The organism is Burkholderia sp. AU19243, assembly GCF_018148075.1.
GTDB lineage: Bacteria > Pseudomonadota > Gammaproteobacteria > Burkholderiales > Burkholderiaceae > Burkholderia > Burkholderia latens_A.
On the sequence record NZ_JAGSTV010000005.1, the window covers coordinates 1 to 15,368 of the forward strand.

Genomic DNA, 15,368 nt, shown 5'->3' on the forward strand with positions numbered 1-15,368 from the left:
GTTGCCGGCCCCGGGCCGCGCGTCGCGGCGCTGCCCGGGCTCGGCTGGGGCGTGGCGCTCGCGATCGCGCTGGCCGCGGCGGCCGGAATGGCGCTGTCTGCCCGCCACGCCGACACCGACCAGACGGTCGATGAACTCGTGTCGAGCCACGTGCGGGCCGGCCTGTCGGCGCGCGACATCGACGTGATCTCGACCGACCGGCATACGGTCAAGCCGTGGTTCAACGGCCGGCTCGACTATGCGCCGCCGGTCGAGGACTTGTCGGCGAGCGGCTTTCCGCTGGCCGGCGGCCGGCTCGATTACGTCGGCCGCCGTCGCGTCGCGGTTCTCGTGTACCGCTACCGGCAGCACGTGATCGACGTGTACGTGCGGCCGGCGGGAGAAGGGCGCGCGCACGCGCCGTACGCGACCGTGTCGCAAGGCTACGCGCTCGATCGCTGGGATGCGGCCGGGATGACCTGGTGGGCCGTGACCGACGCGGAACCGTCGGCGCTGACCGCGTTCCGGGCGGCGCTCGATGCGCGGCTGGGGGCGGCGCGCAGCGAGTGAGCTCAACCCGCAGCGCGCGAGTCCGGAGCCGCGCTCGCTGCTCCGTCCCTGATTCCCGCGCGGACGCTCGCATTGCCGAGGTGGCCCCGGGCGCCGTCAAGTCTTTGAAAACATGGCCGAATCCGGTTGAGAATCGTCGATCGTTGTTGCGCGCGCCCCGTATCCGGGTTAGAATCTTCGGCTTCTCACTTGCCACACCGGTTCAGACGCCCGGGTGGCTTCTATCCACAAGGAGTGTGTAATGCGTCATTACGAAATCGTATTCATCGTGCACCCCGATCAAAGCGAGCAAGTGCCCGCGATGATCGAGCGTTACAAGACCACGATCACGACGCACGGCGGCCAGATCCACCGTGTCGAAGACTGGGGCCGTCGCCAACTGGCCTACATGATCGAGAAACTCGCGAAGGCTCACTACGTCTGCATGAACATCGAGTGCGACCAGACGACGCTCGACGAACTCGAACACGCGTTCAAGTTCAACGACGCCGTGCTGCGCCACCTCATCGTCAAGATGAAGAAGGCCGAAACCGGCCCGTCGCCGATGATGAAGGAAGTTCAGCGCGAAGAAGCCAAGAAGGCGGCTGCAGCTCAGCCGACCGAAGCGCAGGCTTAAGTTCGTCACGTATTAAGCCACCAAGGAACGCGCCACTCACGTGAACAGGTTGCAATTGACGGCGAGCGTCGTCGAACGCGCACCGGTGCGATATACGCCGGCAGGTGTTCCGATCGCAAGCGCCACGTTGCATCACCGCACGGAAGTCGTCGAAGCAGGCATTCCCCGTCAGGTCGAAATGACGATCGAGGCGGTGGCGGCCGGTGAGGCGAGCGGCAGGCTGGAGAGCCGTGAAATGGGCGTCGAGACGCTGTTCACGGGCTTCCTGGCGAAGAAAAGCCGCAACGCAAGAACCTTGGTGTTTCACATCACAGCAATGCAGGACATTGGAAAGGACTGAAATCATGCCCCGCCCGACTGGTAAGAAATTCGACAAGCGTCGTCAGCAACAAAACCCGCTCTTCAAGCGCAAGAAGTTCTGCCGCTTCACGGCTGCAGGCGTCGAGCAGATCGACTACAAGGACACGGAAACGCTGAAGGACTTCATCGGCGAAAACGGCAAGATCACGCCGGCTCGTCTGACGGGTACGAAGGCGCACTATCAGCGTCAGCTGGATACGGCAATCAAGCGTGCGCGTTTCCTCGCGCTGCTGCCGTACACCGATCAGCACAAGGCGTAATCAGGCGACGCAATAAGGAGAATTCGAATGCAAATCATTCTGTTGGAAAAAGTCGCCAATCTGGGCAACCTCGGCGATATCGTCAAGGTCAAGGACGGTTACGCTCGCAACTTCCTGATCCCGAACCGCAAGGCTCGCCGTGCAACGAAGGAAGCGATCGCCGAATTCGAAGTTCGCCGTGCCGAACTCGAAAAGATCGCCGCTGAAAAGCTGGCAGCAGCGCAGGCAGTCGGCGAAAAGCTGAACGGCCAGACGTTCGAAGTCACGCAGAAGTCGGGCGTCGACGGCCGTCTGTTCGGCTCGGTCACGAACGGCGACGTCGCGGAACTGCTGAAGAAGGCGGGTTTCGAAGTCGAGAAGCTGCAAGTTCGCATGCCGGAAGGCCCGCTGAAGATGATCGGCGAGCACGTCGTCCAGATCGCGCTGCACACGGACGTCGTCGTCGACGTCACGATCAACGTGATCGGCGACCACGCGTAAGCGTACGCAAGCTTGCCGGGCGGCTTCCGCCGTCCGGACAAGGGCAGGCGCCCGGGCAACCGGGGCCTGCCTTTTTTATTGCCTGTCAGTCGGCGGCCGGTATGGCGCCGTCCAGTGTAATTCGCGATAATCCCAACCCATGAACGCGCCGCAAGATCCTCAAATCGAATCGCTGAAAGTTCCGCCGCATTCGGTGGAAGCCGAGCAGTCGGTGCTCGGCGGCCTGTTGCTCGACAACGCGGCATGGGACCGGATTGCCGACTTCCTGTCGCAGAGCGATTTCTATCGGTACGACCACCGGATCATCTACGAGCACATCGGCCGGCTCATTGCGTCGACGCGCCCGGCCGACGTCGTGACCGTGTACGAAGCGTTGACCACGTCCGGCAAGGCCGACGACGTCGGCGGCCTCGCGTACCTGAACGCGCTCGCGCAGAACACGCCCAGCGCCGCGAACATCCGCCGCTATGCGGAGATCGTGCGCGACCGCGCGGTGCTGCGCCGGCTCGTATCGGTCGCCGACGAAATCTCGGCCGACGCGTTCAATCCGCAGGGCAAGGAAGTCCGTCAACTGCTCGACGAGGCCGAGTCGAAGGTGTTCTCGATCGCCGAAGAGGGCGCGCGCGGCAACCAGGGTTTTCTGGAAATCGGCCCGCTGCTCACGCAGGTCGTCGAGCGGATCGACACGCTGTATCACACCGCGAACCCGAGCGACGTTACCGGCACGCCGACGGGCTTCGTCGACCTCGACCGGATGACGTCCGGGATGCACGGCGGAGAGCTGATCATCGTGGCGGGCAGACCGTCGATGGGTAAGACGGCCTTCTCGATGAACATCGGCGAATACGTCGCAGTCGAGTACGGGCTGCCGGTCGCGGTGTTCTCGATGGAAATGCCGGGCACCCAGCTCGTGATGCGTATGCTCGGCTCGATCGGCCGGCTCGACCAGCACCGGATGCGTACCGGCCGGCTGACCGACGAGGACTGGCCGAAGCTCACGCACGCGGTGCAAAAGATGAGCGAGGCGCAACTTTTCATCGACGAGACGGGCGGCCTGAATCCGATGGAATTGCGCTCCCGCGCGCGACGCCTTGCGCGTCAATGCGGCAAGCTCGGCCTGATCATCGTCGACTACCTGCAGCTGATGTCGGGTTCGTCGCAGGGCGAGAACCGCGCGACCGAAATCTCGGAGATCTCGCGATCGCTGAAGAGCCTCGCGAAGGAGCTGGACGTACCGGTGATCGCGCTGTCGCAGCTGAACCGCGGTCTCGAACAGCGGCCGAACAAGCGCCCGGTGATGTCGGATTTGCGCGAGTCGGGCGCAATCGAACAGGACGCGGACGTGATCCTGTTCATTTACCGCGACGAAGTTTACAATCCCGACAGCCCGGACAAGGGGACGGCCGAGATCATCATCGGCAAGCAGCGTAACGGTCCGATCGGGCCCGTTCGGCTCACGTTCCTGGGCCAATACACGAAGTTCGACAACTTTGCGGGGGCGCAGAACTTCTACGGCGAGTAACAGTTCTTCGCCGGATGTAAACCGTTATTTCACCAAGCGTTGTATCCAATCCCGGCGCGCGCATATGCGCGCGTCGCGTCGCAACCGAAAACGGTACAATGTCGCCCGTTTTCGTGACAGTCGTTTGACAATCTCTCAGGAATCCCATGTTCGGTCGATTCATGCCCACGGAGGGCAAGTTCTTTGAACTCTTCAACGCGCACGCGAAGCACATCGTTTCCGGTGGCCGCGAGCTCGAACTGCTAATCGACAATCTCGCCGACGCCGAGATTCACAAGCAAAACGTGCAAATCGCCGAGAAGGCCGCTGACAAGCTCACGCATGAAGCGATCGATCTGCTGCACAAGACGTTCATCACGCCGCTCGATCGCGACGAAATCCACAAGCTGATCACGACGATGGACGACATCCTCGACCTGATGGAAGACGTCGCGACGGCCGTGTCGCTGTACGACGTGCAGTCGGTCACGTCGGAGGCGAGCCAGCTCGCGCACATCGTCACGCAGTCGGCGCAACACGTCCAGCAGGCGGTCGCGCTGCTGTCGGACATGAAGCAGTCCGCGCAGATTCTGAAGCAGTGCGAGGAGATCGACCGCTGGGAGTCGGAAGCCGATCGCGTGCTGCGCGCGGCGATGTCGAAGCTGTTCCGCGAAGAGGACGACGTGAAGACGCTCATCAAGCTGAAGGCGATCTACGAGCTGCTCGAAGAGATCACCGACAAGTGCGAGGACGTCGCGAACATCATCGAAGGCATCGTGCTGGAAAACGCCTGAGCGGACCACGATGCATTCGATACAACTCGCCCTATGGATGGTCGCGACGCTGGTGCTCGTCGCGCTCGTATTCGACTTCATGAACGGCTTCCACGACGCGGCGAACTCGATCGCCACCGTCGTGTCCACCGGGGTGCTGAAGCCGCAGCAGGCCGTCGTGTTCGCGGCCGCGTTCAACGTCATCGCGTACTTCATCTTCCACCTGAAGGTCGCGCAGACCGTCGGTAAAGGCACGATCGATCCGGAGATCGTCGACCACTACGTCGTGTTCGGCGCGCTCGTCGGCGCGATCGGGTGGAACGTGATCACCTGGTACTACGGGATCCCGTCGAGCTCGTCGCACGCGCTGATCGGCGGCCTCGTCGGCGCGGCGCTTGCGAAGTCCGGCTGGAGCGCACTCAACATCGATGGTCTGCTGAAGACGATCGCGTTCATCTTCATCTCGCCGCTGCTCGGCTTCATCCTCGGTTCGCTGTTCATGCTCGGCGTGTCGTGGCTGTATTTCCGTACCGCGCCCAGCAAGGTCGACCGGCGCTTCCGCCGGCTTCAGCTGCTGTCGGCCGGCCTGTACAGCCTCGGCCACGGCGGCAACGACGCGCAGAAGACGATCGGCATCATCTGGATGCTGCTGATCGCGTCGGGCTATGCGTCGGCAACGGCCGATGCGCCGCCCGCGTGGGTGATCGGCGCGTGCTACCTGTCGATGGGGCTCGGCACGCTGTTCGGCGGCTGGCGCATCGTCCGCACGATGGGGCAGAAGATCACGAAGCTGAAGCCGGTCGGCGGTTTCTGCGCGGAAAGCGGTGGCGCGATCACGCTTTTCATCGCGTCGTTCCTTGGCATTCCCGTGTCGACCACCCATACGATCACCGGCGCGATCGTCGGCGTCGGCGCGACGCAGAAGCTGTCGGCCGTGCGCTGGGGCGTCGCCGGCAATATCGTGTGGGCATGGGTGCTGACGCTGCCGGCGGCTGCGCTGTTCGCGGCCGGTGGATGGTGGATCGGGCGCCAGATTTTCTGACCGCCGGTACGGTCCGAACGATACGCAATGCGCCGCACGCCGAAAGGCTGCGGCGCATTTTCTTTTGCGGTTCGGCGGAAGCAGGGCGGCAAATGCCGTCGACGTCGTGACGGCCGGGATTCGGATCGGATGACCGGTCAGTAACTGCCGTTCGCGAACCGCGCGATCGGATCGTCTGCCGTGCCGGTGCGCGGGCTGGCGGGCGCGGATTGCGTCGACGCACGCAATACCCGCACCGGCGGCGGCTCGATACTGCGCGCAGGCGCCGGCGTGGCGGCTGCCGGCGGTTCGGCATCGAAGGCCGCAGCCTCGGCGGCCGTCAGCGCCGTCGTCGGAATCGGCGTGCCGACTTCCGTAGCGGCAGCCGAGGCTGTATTGGTCGTCATTGCGGGCAGCGCGTCATTTTCCGATGCGGGCTGCTGCAAAGCTGCCTGCATCCGCGGCGGCGGTTCGTACGCATCGGCGGCGGGTGCCGAAGGCGCGGCTGCGGCAGCCGTTACGACCGGCGTCGGCCGCGCGACCGGCGCCGGCGCCTGCGCCGCTCTTGTCGGCGACGGGACATAGGCAGACTGCCGCGCCGCGGCGGCGGTGGCTACGACTGCCGCCGCGGGCGCAACCGCAGACGGATTGCGCGGCTCGTCGCGCTTCGCCTCGTAAGTCGGGGCTTCGAACGGCGTCGGCGTCGAGCGTGGCGGCGCGACGCGGCGAATGCCGTCGAAGCGCTTCGCCCAGTACGGATTCGTCAGATAGTCGAGCCGCACGGTGCCGCCGGTCGACGGCGCGTTGACGAAGCGCAGCTTGCCGACGTAGATGCCGACGTGCGAATGCGGCCGCCCGGTCGTGTTGAAGAAGATCAGGTCGCCCGGCGCGATTTCGTCGGGCTCGATCGATACGCCGCGGCTGCTCATGTCGGCGGTCGTGCGCGGCAGGTTCACGTCGGCCGCGCGCCCGATCACGTAACGCACCAGCCCGCTGCAATCGAAGCCGCTGGTCGGCGTGTTGCCGCCCCAGCGATACGGGACGCCGACGAGGCTCATCGCCTGGATCGAGATTTCTTCCTGGCCGACGCTGTGGTCGACGAACTTCGGGAAATTGGCTGGAGGGGGGAACGCGCGCGGTGTCGTGATCTTCGTGCCGGAGGTGTGCGATGCCGACTGCGGCGGCACGCTGGAGCAGGCCGCAAGCAGTGAAACGACGGCGACGGGAACCCAGATTCGAAGCATGACAAGGCGGACGCGCGCGGCGCGCGCGAATCGTATGACGACAGACAGACCAGATGGTAGACGTTCCGGCGGGGCTTACGCAACCATTCCTGAGAATTTACTTGAAGTTTCGCGCGTAAACTGCATTGTTGCGTGACGCGGCATCGTCTTTTTCTTCGACCCCAAATAAAAACGGCGCTCCGGAAACGGAGCGCCGCGTGGCGTCGAAAGCGGGCCGACCGGCCGGGCCTGCGCGTTACAGGATGTCCGACGCGTAGTCGGCCAGCCGCGAGCGTTCGCCGCGCGCCAGCGTCACGTGGCCGCTGTGGCCCCAGCCCTTGAAGCGGTCGACGACGTACGTCAGGCCCGAACTGCCTTCGGTCAGGTAAGGCGTATCGATCTGCGCGATGTTGCCGAGGCACACGATCTTCGTGCCCGGGCCCGCGCGCGTCACGAGCGTCTTCATCTGTTTGGGCGTCAGGTTTTGCGCTTCGTCGATGATCAGGTACTTGTCGACGAACGTGCGGCCGCGCATGAAGTTCATGCTCTTCACCTTCAGGCGCGAACGGATCAGTTCCTGCGTTGCCGCACGCCCCCATTCGCCGGCGGCGTCGTCAGTCTTTTGCAGCACTTCGAGGTTGTCGTCGAATGCGCCCATCCACGGCTGCATCTTCTCTTCCTCGGTGCCGGGCAGGAAGCCGATGTCCTCGCCGACGGGCACGGTCGCGCGCGTCACGATGATTTCGTTGTAGCGCTTGTCGTCGAGCACCTGCGCGAGCCCGGCCGCGAGCGCGACGAGCGTCTTGCCGGTGCCGGCCTGGCCGAGCAGCGTGACGAAGTCGATTTCCGGGTTCATCAGCAGGTTCAGCGCGAAGTTCTGTTCGCGGTTGCGCGCGGTGATGCCCCACACGTTGTTCTTGTGGTGACTGTAGTCACGCAGCGTCTGCAGCAGCGCCGTCTTGCCGTTCAGCTCGCGAACGATCGCGTGGAATGCCGGTTCGCCGTTCTGCGGCTCGAGATAGACGAACTCGTTGACGAGCATCGACGCGACGAGCGGGCCCGTCACGCGGTAGTACGTCGTGCCCGTCTTCGTGTCCTGCCAGCTCTCCATTCCCTTCGCGTGCTTGGTCCAGAAGTCCTGCGGGAGTTCGCGCACGCCCGTGTAGAGGAGGTCCTTGTCCTCGAGTACCTGGTCGTTGAAGTAGTCTTCCGCGGGCAGGCCGAGCGCGTGCGCCTTGATCCGCATGTTGATGTCTTTCGACACCAGCACGACCTGGCGGTCCGGCCGGTCGCGCTGCAGCGCGCGCACGACGCCGAGGATCTGGTTGTCGGCCTTGCCTTCGGGCAGGCCTTCGACCGGCGCGATGTCGGCCAGCTTCGTCTGGAAGTACAAGCGGCCGAGCGCCTCGCGACTGCCAAGGCGCGACAGCGGAATGCCGGCCGAGATCGGGCCGCCGTCAGCGACCAGCGCGTCGAGCGTGCGGCTCACCTGGCGCGCGTTGCGCGCGACTTCGGACATCCCCTTCTTGTGATTGTCGAGTTCCTCGAGCGTCATCATCGGCAGATAGACGTCATGTTCCTCGAAGCGGAAGAGGCTGCTCGGATCGTGCATCAGCACGTTCGTGTCGAGCACGAACAGCTTCTGCAGTTCGGCTTCGGCCGGCTTGCGGTTGCGCGACTTCGTCGCGGCGCCGGCGTCGCGCGCAGGCGTCGCGGCGGACGGCTTGCTCGCGGCGGGCTTGTCATTGCGCGCGACGACGGGGGGCGCGGTCATTGCGGGTTCGGCAGGCGCCGGGATCGGCTGCAGCAACGCGGCGGTTTGTCTGGTCTTGCGGCCGCGTGCGGACGTGCCCGCGGCTTCCGGTGCCGGCGAGGCGACGGCGCGCAGCGGCGCGGCCGTGTTCGCGGCTTCGGTCATCGGTTGGGCCACGCTCGCCGGGCCGAAGTCGCCGGCTGTGGATGCGTCCCCTTCGGCGGATTTCTTCGCGGCTTTCGCGGGCCGCGCTTTCGCCTTGTATTCATCGGGCGGCAGCAGGCTGCCGAGCTTGCTGGGGGGGGTAGGCAAAGGCATGGTGTCCCTCGGGAGGAATCGTGTCGCATGAAGTGCGCCGCTGATCGCATCCTGCGTGACGTAGACGCATGCAGTTTGCGCGCGGTGGCGCACAGGAATTTCGTCTAGCCGGTTCGCCTAAGTGTCGGTCAGCTCCTTGACGAGGTGAGGGCCGGACCGAGAGCCGGCGCGCAGTCCATAAAAAAAGCCGCTGCCCCGTGGACCGGGACATGCGGCTCGGCTGATACCGTCGTGATGCGCGTCAGGTGCCGGAAAGCATCGCAACGGGCACCGGCGCAGCTACGAGAAATATGGGGCGAACTGGCATTCATTGCGGCCCAATATAACGCGCCTCAAAGCGCTTGTACAGCCTTAAGCACGTCGTCCACGTGGCCGGGTACCTTGATGCCGCGCCATGCGTGGCGAAGCACGCCGTCGGCGTCGATCAGGAACGTCGAACGTTCGATTCCGCGCACTTCCTTGCCATACATTTTCTTCATCTTGATGACATCGAACAGCGCGCACAACGCTTCGTCGGCATCGGAAATCAGCGGAAACGGCAGCTCGAGCTTCGCCTTGAAATTGTCATGCGAGCGCAGGCTGTCGCGCGACACGCCAATCACTTCCGCGCCGGCCTTCTTGAACTTCGGATACAGATCGCGGAACTGCAGGCCTTCGGTCGTGCAGCCCGGCGTGTTGTCCTTCGGATAGAAATACAGCACGAGCTTCTTGCCCTTCAGGTCGGACAGCGAAATGTCGCCGCCCGTGGCAGCTGCGGTGAAATCGGGAACTTGACGGTCAACTTCGACGGACACGTGCTTCTCCTGTTGTTATGGAAAGGCGCCGCTCGGGCGGCGCGGTTCGGCAGGGCGGCGCGGCGGCACGCCGCAAGGGCGGGGCAGGCGGCGCCTGCGCGCGAACGTCAGTCGGGCTGGACGATCAGTTCGCCGGAGCGGCCGGGGATTTCGCCCCACGCGACAGGGTACGATGGCAGCGTGTCGCGGTCCAGCGTCGCGTGATAGTCGCCCATCGTCGCAAACGTATGGCCCTGCGCGCGCCAGCCCGCGAGCAATTGCTCGAACACGGGCGCGAGCTTCTGGCCTTCCAGTTCCGCATGCAGCGTGAATACCTGGTCGTGCGGGTTGGTTTCGGTGAACTTCAGGATGTGCGCTGCGACGTTGTGCGTGTCGATGCCGTCGATGCCGAGCACCTCGTCGAGCGTCGGCAGCGTGGTCGGCATCTGCACGTGCGACAGTGTGCGGCCGCCGACGACGGGCAGGTACGGCGAATGGCCGCGGCCGTCGGAGGCGTAGCGCATCCCCCATGCGTCGATCTGCTCGAACGCGGCGTCGTTCATCTGCCAGCCGGCCGCGCCGTGCGTGACGGGCGGCGCGCCGAAGACGTCGACAAAGCGCGCGTGGCTCTTCTGCATCTCACGCGCGGTCCAGTCGCGATCGCGTGCGCGCACGTTGTCCTGCCAGTACACGTGATCCCACGTATGGATTCCGCATTCGAAGCCGGCCTCGTGAATCGCGCGCATGTCGGCGATCGCGCGCCGGCCGATGTCGGGGCCTGGCAGCAGCACGCCGTACATCAGCTGCTTCACGCCGTAATGCTCGACCACCGACGTGCGCGACACCTTCTTCAGGAAGCCGGGGCGGAACACGCGCCGCAGCGCCCAGCCCGTGTGATCGGGCCCGAGGCTGAAGAGGAAGGTCGCGCGCGCATTGAAGCGATCGAAGATGCGCGCGAGATTCGGCACGCCTTCGCGCGTGCCGCGCAGCGTGTCGACGTCGATCTTGAGGACGATACGAGCCAAGCGAGCGTCCCGTCAGTTCTGCTGTTCGACGAGCGCGCGTGCGTCGGCGACATGGCCGCGATACGCTTCGAAGATCTTGCGCAGTGCGTCGTCGAACGTCGATTGCGGCGCCCACGCGAGCTCCTGCATCGTGTTGTCGATCTTCGGCACGCGGTTCTGCACGTCCTGGTAGCCGTTGCCGTAGTACGCGCCGGAGGTCGTCTCGACGAGCTTCACCTGTTTTGCGGAATCCGCGTATTCCGGGAATTCGGCGGCCAGTTCGAGCATCTTGTGCGCGAGCTCGCGAACCGAGAAGTTGTTCTTCGGATTGCCGATGTTGTAGATCTTGCCCGACGCGACGCCGTTCTTGTTGTCGATGATCTTCATCAGCGCGCTGATGCCGTCGTCGATGTCGGTGAACGCGCGCTTTTGCGAGCCGCCGTCGACGAGGCTGATGTTCTCGCCGCGCACGATGTGGCCGAGGAACTGCGTGACCACGCGCGAGCTGCCTTCCTTCGGCGTGTAGATCGAGTCGAGGCCCGGGCCGATCCAGTTGAACGGACGGAACAGCGTGAAGTTCAGGCCTTCCATCCCGTAGCCCCAGATCACGCGGTCCATCAGCTGCTTCGAGCATGCGTAGATCCAGCGCGGCTTGTTGATCGGGCCGTACGTGAGCGCCGACGCGTCCGGGTCGAACTGCTCGTCCGAGCACATGCCGTAGACCTCGGAGGTCGACGGAAACACGAGGTGCTTGCCGTACTTGACGGCCGAGCGCACGATCGGCAGGTTCGCCTCGAAGTCGAGTTCGAACACGCGCAGCGGCTGCTGGACGTAGGTGGCCGGCGTCGCGATCGCGACGAGCGGCAGGATCACGTCGCACTTCTTCACGTGATACTCGACCCACTCCTTGTTGATCGTGATGTCGCCTTCGAAGAAATGCATCCGCTCGTGGTTGACGAGGTCGCCCAACCGGTCGGTCTGCATGTCCATGCCGAACACTTCCCAATCGGTGGTTTCAAGAATGCGCTTCGACAGGTGATGACCGATGAAGCCGTTCACACCCAGGATCAGGACTTTTTTTGCTTTCATGAATGACGGGAAGAATGAATGAACTGCGCGAATTCCGCGGGCGTCACGACGGTTTCGCCGCCGTCGCGCTGCTGCCACAGCTCGAGAATGGATAGGGCGCGGCTGTCGCCGCAGACGCCGAATAGCGCATTATCGCTTACGTGCAGGCCGGGCGGCAAATCCGCCGCAGCCGCGGCGGCGGCGCTGCCGGGTGCCGCGACGCGCGCGCGGGCGACCACGAACCGCGTGCCGCCGATGTCGGTGAACGCGCCCGGATACGGCGGGGCGACCGCGCGCACCAGGTTGTAGACCTGCGCGGCCGGCTTCGTCCAGTCGATGCGGCCGTCCTCCGGCTTGCGTCCGCCGTAGTAGCTGCCGTTCGCGAGGTCGTTAGGCAGATGCGGCGCGTCGCCCGCGAGCAGCGCGGGCAGCACGCGCCAGAGCGTCTGTTCGGCCGCCACCGTCACCTTGTCGAATACCTGCGCCGCGGTGTCGTCCGGCAGGATCGGCACGGCGGTCTGGCCGACGATCGCGCCGGCGTCCGGCTTCGCGGCCATTTCGTGCAGCGTCGCGCCGGTTTCCGTTTCGCCGTTCAGCACGGCCCAGTTGGTCGGAACCCGACCCCGGTATTTCGGCAGCAGCGACCCGTGCATGTTGTACGCGCCGCGCGGTGCGATGGCGAGCAGGTCCGCCGGCAGCATGTGGCGGTAGTAGAACGAGAAGATGAAGTCGGGCTGCGCGTCGGACACGGCGCGGCGCAGCGCGGGATCGGCGGGATCGGCCGGCGTGACGACCGGGATCCCGTGCTCGGCGGCCACCGATGCGACGCTGCCGAACCAGATGTTCTCGTTCGGGTTGTCCTCGTGCGTGACGACGAGTGCGACGTCGACGCCGCGTGCCAGCAGCACCTGCAGGCAGCGCACGCCGACGTTGTGATACGCGAAGACGACCGCGCGCGGCTTCATTGCGCGGCTCCCGCGCGGTTCGCGGCAGCCGGCACCGGCGGCACGCCTTCGTGCTGCTCGAGCACTGCCTGAATCAGGTAGCGCGGCCGTGCACGCACCTGCTGGTAGATGCGGCCGACGTATTCGCCGAGCAGCCCGAGCGCGAAGATGATCACGCCGAGCAGGAAGAACGTGATCGCGAACAGCGTGAACACGCCTTGCACTTCCGCGCCGACGATGAAGCGGCGCACGAGCAGCAGCACGAACAGCGCCGCGGAGCCGAGCGACAGGATCACGCCGATGAACGACAGCCACTGCAGCGGCACGACCGAGAAGCCGGTCACCAGATCGAAGTTCAGCCGGATCAGGCTGTACAGCGAATACTTCGACTGGCCCGCGAAGCGCTCCTCGTGCGCGACCTCGATTTCGGTCGGGTTCTGCGCGAACGTGTAGGCGAGCGCGGGGATGAACGTGTTGACTTCGCCGCACACGTTGATCGTGTCGATGATGCGGCGGCTGTACGCGCGCAGCATGCAGCCCTGGTCGGTCATCTTGATACGCGTGATGCGCTCGCGCAGCCGGTTCATCATCTGCGATGCCTTGCGGCGCCACAGGCTGTCCTGCCGCTGCTTGCGGATCGAGCCGACGTAGTCGTAGCCTTCGCGCATCTTCGCGATCAGCTTGCCGATCTCCTCGGGCGGGTTCTGCAGGTCGGCGTCGAGCGTGATCACGATCTCGCCGCGCGACTGCGCGAAGCCGGCGAGGATCGCCATGTGCTGGCCGTAGTTGCCGTTGAGCAGCACGACGCGCGTCGTGTCGGGACGCACGTGGAACTGGTCCGCGAGCATCGCGGCCGAGCGGTCGCGGCTGCCGTCGTTGATCAGGATCACTTCGTATGACGTGCCGAGTGCGTCGAGTGCCGGGTACAGCCGCGCGAACAGCGCAGCCAGGCCGTCTTCCTCGTTGTACACGGGGATGATGACCGAAACCTCCGGGTTCGCGGCGCCCGGATGCCCGGCGCGTGCTTCAAGGTGATTCATGTACGCTTATTTTCCGTATTGTTCGCAAATCTGATTGATGGCGTCGGCTACGCGACGCACATCGTCTTCCGTCATCTGCGTGAACAGCGGCAGCGTGACGGTCGAGGCGCCGTACCGCTCGGCGTGGGGGAACATGCCCTCCCTGAAGCCGCGCGCGCGATACAGCGTGAAAAGGTGGATGGCCGGGTAGTGGACGCCCGTGCCGATGCCGCGCTCCTTCATCTGCGCCATGAAGTCCGCGCGCGAGATCGACAGCCGTTCGAGCGGCAGCGTGACCTGGAACATGTGCCAGTTGCCGTTCTCGAAATCGGCGACCGGCAACCCGAGCCCGAGCGTCACGGCCGGGCCGCCGTCGAGGGCCGCGAAATACGCGCGCGCGAGCGCGCGGCGCTGCGCGGTGAAGCGCTCGAGGTGCGGCAGCTGGCCGAGACCGACGCGCGCGGCGACGTCGGTCATGTTGTACTTGCCGCCGAGCACGTCGCAGTCCATCCCGTCGAAGCCGGTGCGCGTGATGCCCTGCAGCCGGTACTTCTGCGCGAGCGCCGCTTCGGCGTCGTCGTTCAGCACGAGTGCGCCGCCTTCGATCGTCGTCAGGTTCTTGTTCGCGTGGAAGCTGAACGACACGATGTCGCCGATTGCGCCGATGCGTTGGCCTTTCCACGTCGAGCCGAGCGCCTGGGCCGCGTCCTCGATCACGCGCAGGTTGCGGGCGCGCGCGATCGCGTACAGGCGGTCCATGTCCACCGGCAGGCCGGCCAGGTAGACCGGGATGATCGCCTTCGTGCGCGGCGTGATCGCCTGCTCGAGCTTGTCGAGGTCGATGTTGCGCGTGACCGGGTCGATGTCGGCGAACACCGGCGTCGCGCCGGTTTCGAGGATTACGTTGCTGGTCGACACCCACGTGGCGGGCGTCGTGATCACTTCGTCGCCGGGGCCCACGCCTGCGATGCGCAGGCCGATCTCGAGCGTGCACGTGCCGGAGTTGAACGCGCGCACCGGCCGGCCGCCGCAATACTCGGACAGCGCGGCTTCGAACTTCTGGTTCTGCGGGCCGGTGGTGATCCAGCCCGAGCGCAGCACTTCGACGACGCCCTGGATGGTTTCCTCATCGATCTCCGGGCGGGTGAACGGCAAAAACGGAGCGGTAGTCTGGCTCATGAATGCGGTTTGCCTGTAATGGCTGGTAATAAAGGGGCGGGCGATCCGGCCCGAAACCGGCATTAAACACCGGTTGAGCGTTTCGTACCGTGATTTTTTGTAGGCGGGCGCTTAATGCCCGCCGGTGCGACCGGGCCGGCCGCGCGCTCAGCTGCGCGCCAGCACGAGCACGCCGATCAGGATGATCCCGATGCCGACGAGCCGCTGCACCGACAGCACTTCGCCGAACAGGTACCACGCGGCGAACGCATTGACGACGTAGCCGAGCGACAGCATCGGGTACGCGATCGACACGTCGACCCGCGACAGCCCGAGGATCCAGACGACGACGCTCAGCACGTAGCAGCCGAGACCGCCGATGATCGGCAGCTGGGTCGCGATCTTGAACCCGACCGGGATGATGTTCGCACGGCTGAATTCGAAGTGTCCAACGGCGTTGACGCCGGCTTTCAGCAGAAGTTGCGCACAGGCGTTGAGCATCACGCCGGTGATGATGCAGACGAACGAAACGGGATTCATGCGGCGGG

Annotated in this window: 16 protein-coding genes and 1 pseudogene; 8 read left to right on the top strand and 9 right to left on the bottom strand. The window is 65.0% G+C overall.

What is annotated here, in order from left to right; translation table 11 throughout:
- From KDW55_RS11305 to KDW55_RS11340, 8 genes and pseudogenes are all read left to right on the top strand, one after another.
- Positions 1-549 (top strand): annotated as a pseudogene (locus KDW55_RS11305) (anti-sigma factor); the annotation flags it as partial.
- A gap of 241 nt (positions 550-790) precedes the next feature.
- Complete coding sequence (rpsF, locus tag KDW55_RS11310) at positions 791-1,165, top strand: 30S ribosomal protein S6 (RefSeq protein WP_006755436.1); 375 nt, start codon at positions 791-793, stop codon at positions 1,163-1,165.
- Positions 1,166-1,205: 40 nt separating this feature from the next.
- Positions 1,206-1,505 (top strand): primosomal replication protein N, encoded by a 300-nt coding sequence (gene priB, locus KDW55_RS11315; protein WP_040144333.1) that lies wholly within the window; start codon positions 1,206-1,208, stop codon positions 1,503-1,505.
- Positions 1,506-1,509: 4 nt separating this feature from the next.
- A complete protein-coding gene (rpsR, locus tag KDW55_RS11320) occupies positions 1,510-1,785 on the top strand; it encodes a 30S ribosomal protein S18 (RefSeq protein WP_006486248.1) in 276 nt (91 codons plus the stop codon).
- 27 nt (positions 1,786-1,812) lie between these two features.
- Entirely contained in the window at positions 1,813-2,265 is a 453-nt protein-coding gene (gene rplI, locus KDW55_RS11325; RefSeq protein ID WP_040144332.1) for a 50S ribosomal protein L9, read from the top strand.
- Positions 2,266-2,404: 139 nt separating this feature from the next.
- Complete coding sequence (locus tag KDW55_RS11330) at positions 2,405-3,787, top strand: replicative DNA helicase (RefSeq protein WP_040144331.1); 1,383 nt, start codon at positions 2,405-2,407, stop codon at positions 3,785-3,787.
- A gap of 146 nt (positions 3,788-3,933) precedes the next feature.
- Complete coding sequence (locus tag KDW55_RS11335) at positions 3,934-4,560, top strand: DUF47 domain-containing protein (RefSeq protein WP_040144330.1); 627 nt, start codon at positions 3,934-3,936, stop codon at positions 4,558-4,560.
- A gap of 10 nt (positions 4,561-4,570) precedes the next feature.
- On the top strand, positions 4,571-5,581 hold the full coding sequence (locus KDW55_RS11340; protein ID WP_059547620.1) for an inorganic phosphate transporter: 1,011 nt from the start codon (positions 4,571-4,573) through the stop codon (positions 5,579-5,581).
- 137 nt (positions 5,582-5,718) lie between these two features.
- Here KDW55_RS11340 and KDW55_RS11345 read toward each other — a convergent pair whose 3' ends face one another.
- From KDW55_RS11345 to KDW55_RS11385, 9 genes are all read right to left on the bottom strand, one after another.
- Entirely contained in the window at positions 5,719-6,804 is a 1,086-nt protein-coding gene (locus tag KDW55_RS11345) for a C40 family peptidase (RefSeq protein ID WP_212160601.1), read from the bottom strand.
- 235 nt (positions 6,805-7,039) lie between these two features.
- Positions 7,040-8,854, bottom strand: coding sequence for a PhoH family protein (locus KDW55_RS11350; RefSeq protein ID WP_040144327.1), 1,815 nt, complete (start codon positions 8,852-8,854; stop codon positions 7,040-7,042).
- 332 nt (positions 8,855-9,186) lie between these two features.
- Entirely contained in the window at positions 9,187-9,648 is a 462-nt protein-coding gene (locus KDW55_RS11355; RefSeq protein ID WP_040144326.1) for a peroxiredoxin, read from the bottom strand.
- 107 nt (positions 9,649-9,755) lie between these two features.
- Positions 9,756-10,652, bottom strand: coding sequence for a polysaccharide deacetylase family protein (locus tag KDW55_RS11360; RefSeq protein WP_040144325.1), 897 nt, complete (start codon positions 10,650-10,652; stop codon positions 9,756-9,758).
- Positions 10,653-10,664: 12 nt separating this feature from the next.
- The gene (locus KDW55_RS11365) at positions 10,665-11,720 is read right to left on the bottom strand and encodes a bifunctional UDP-4-keto-pentose/UDP-xylose synthase (RefSeq protein ID WP_059547613.1); all 1,056 of its coding nucleotides are present in this window, start codon (positions 11,718-11,720) and stop codon (positions 10,665-10,667) included.
- Positions 11,717-12,664, bottom strand: coding sequence for a formyltransferase (locus KDW55_RS11370; RefSeq protein ID WP_040144324.1), 948 nt, complete (start codon positions 12,662-12,664; stop codon positions 11,717-11,719). The genes KDW55_RS11365 and KDW55_RS11370 overlap by 4 nt, the downstream gene beginning before the upstream one ends.
- Entirely contained in the window at positions 12,661-13,683 is a 1,023-nt protein-coding gene (locus KDW55_RS11375; protein WP_069241461.1) for a glycosyltransferase, read from the bottom strand. Before KDW55_RS11375 ends, KDW55_RS11370 begins: the two co-directional genes overlap by 4 nt.
- Before the next feature lie 6 nt (positions 13,684-13,689).
- Positions 13,690-14,841, bottom strand: coding sequence for a DegT/DnrJ/EryC1/StrS aminotransferase family protein (locus tag KDW55_RS11380; RefSeq protein ID WP_040144322.1), 1,152 nt, complete (start codon positions 14,839-14,841; stop codon positions 13,690-13,692).
- A 147-nt stretch (positions 14,842-14,988) separates the two neighbouring features.
- Positions 14,989-15,360, bottom strand: a complete 372-nt coding sequence (locus KDW55_RS11385) for an EamA family transporter (RefSeq protein ID WP_040144321.1) — start codon at positions 15,358-15,360, stop codon at positions 14,989-14,991.
- Positions 15,361-15,368 lie beyond the last annotated feature (8 nt).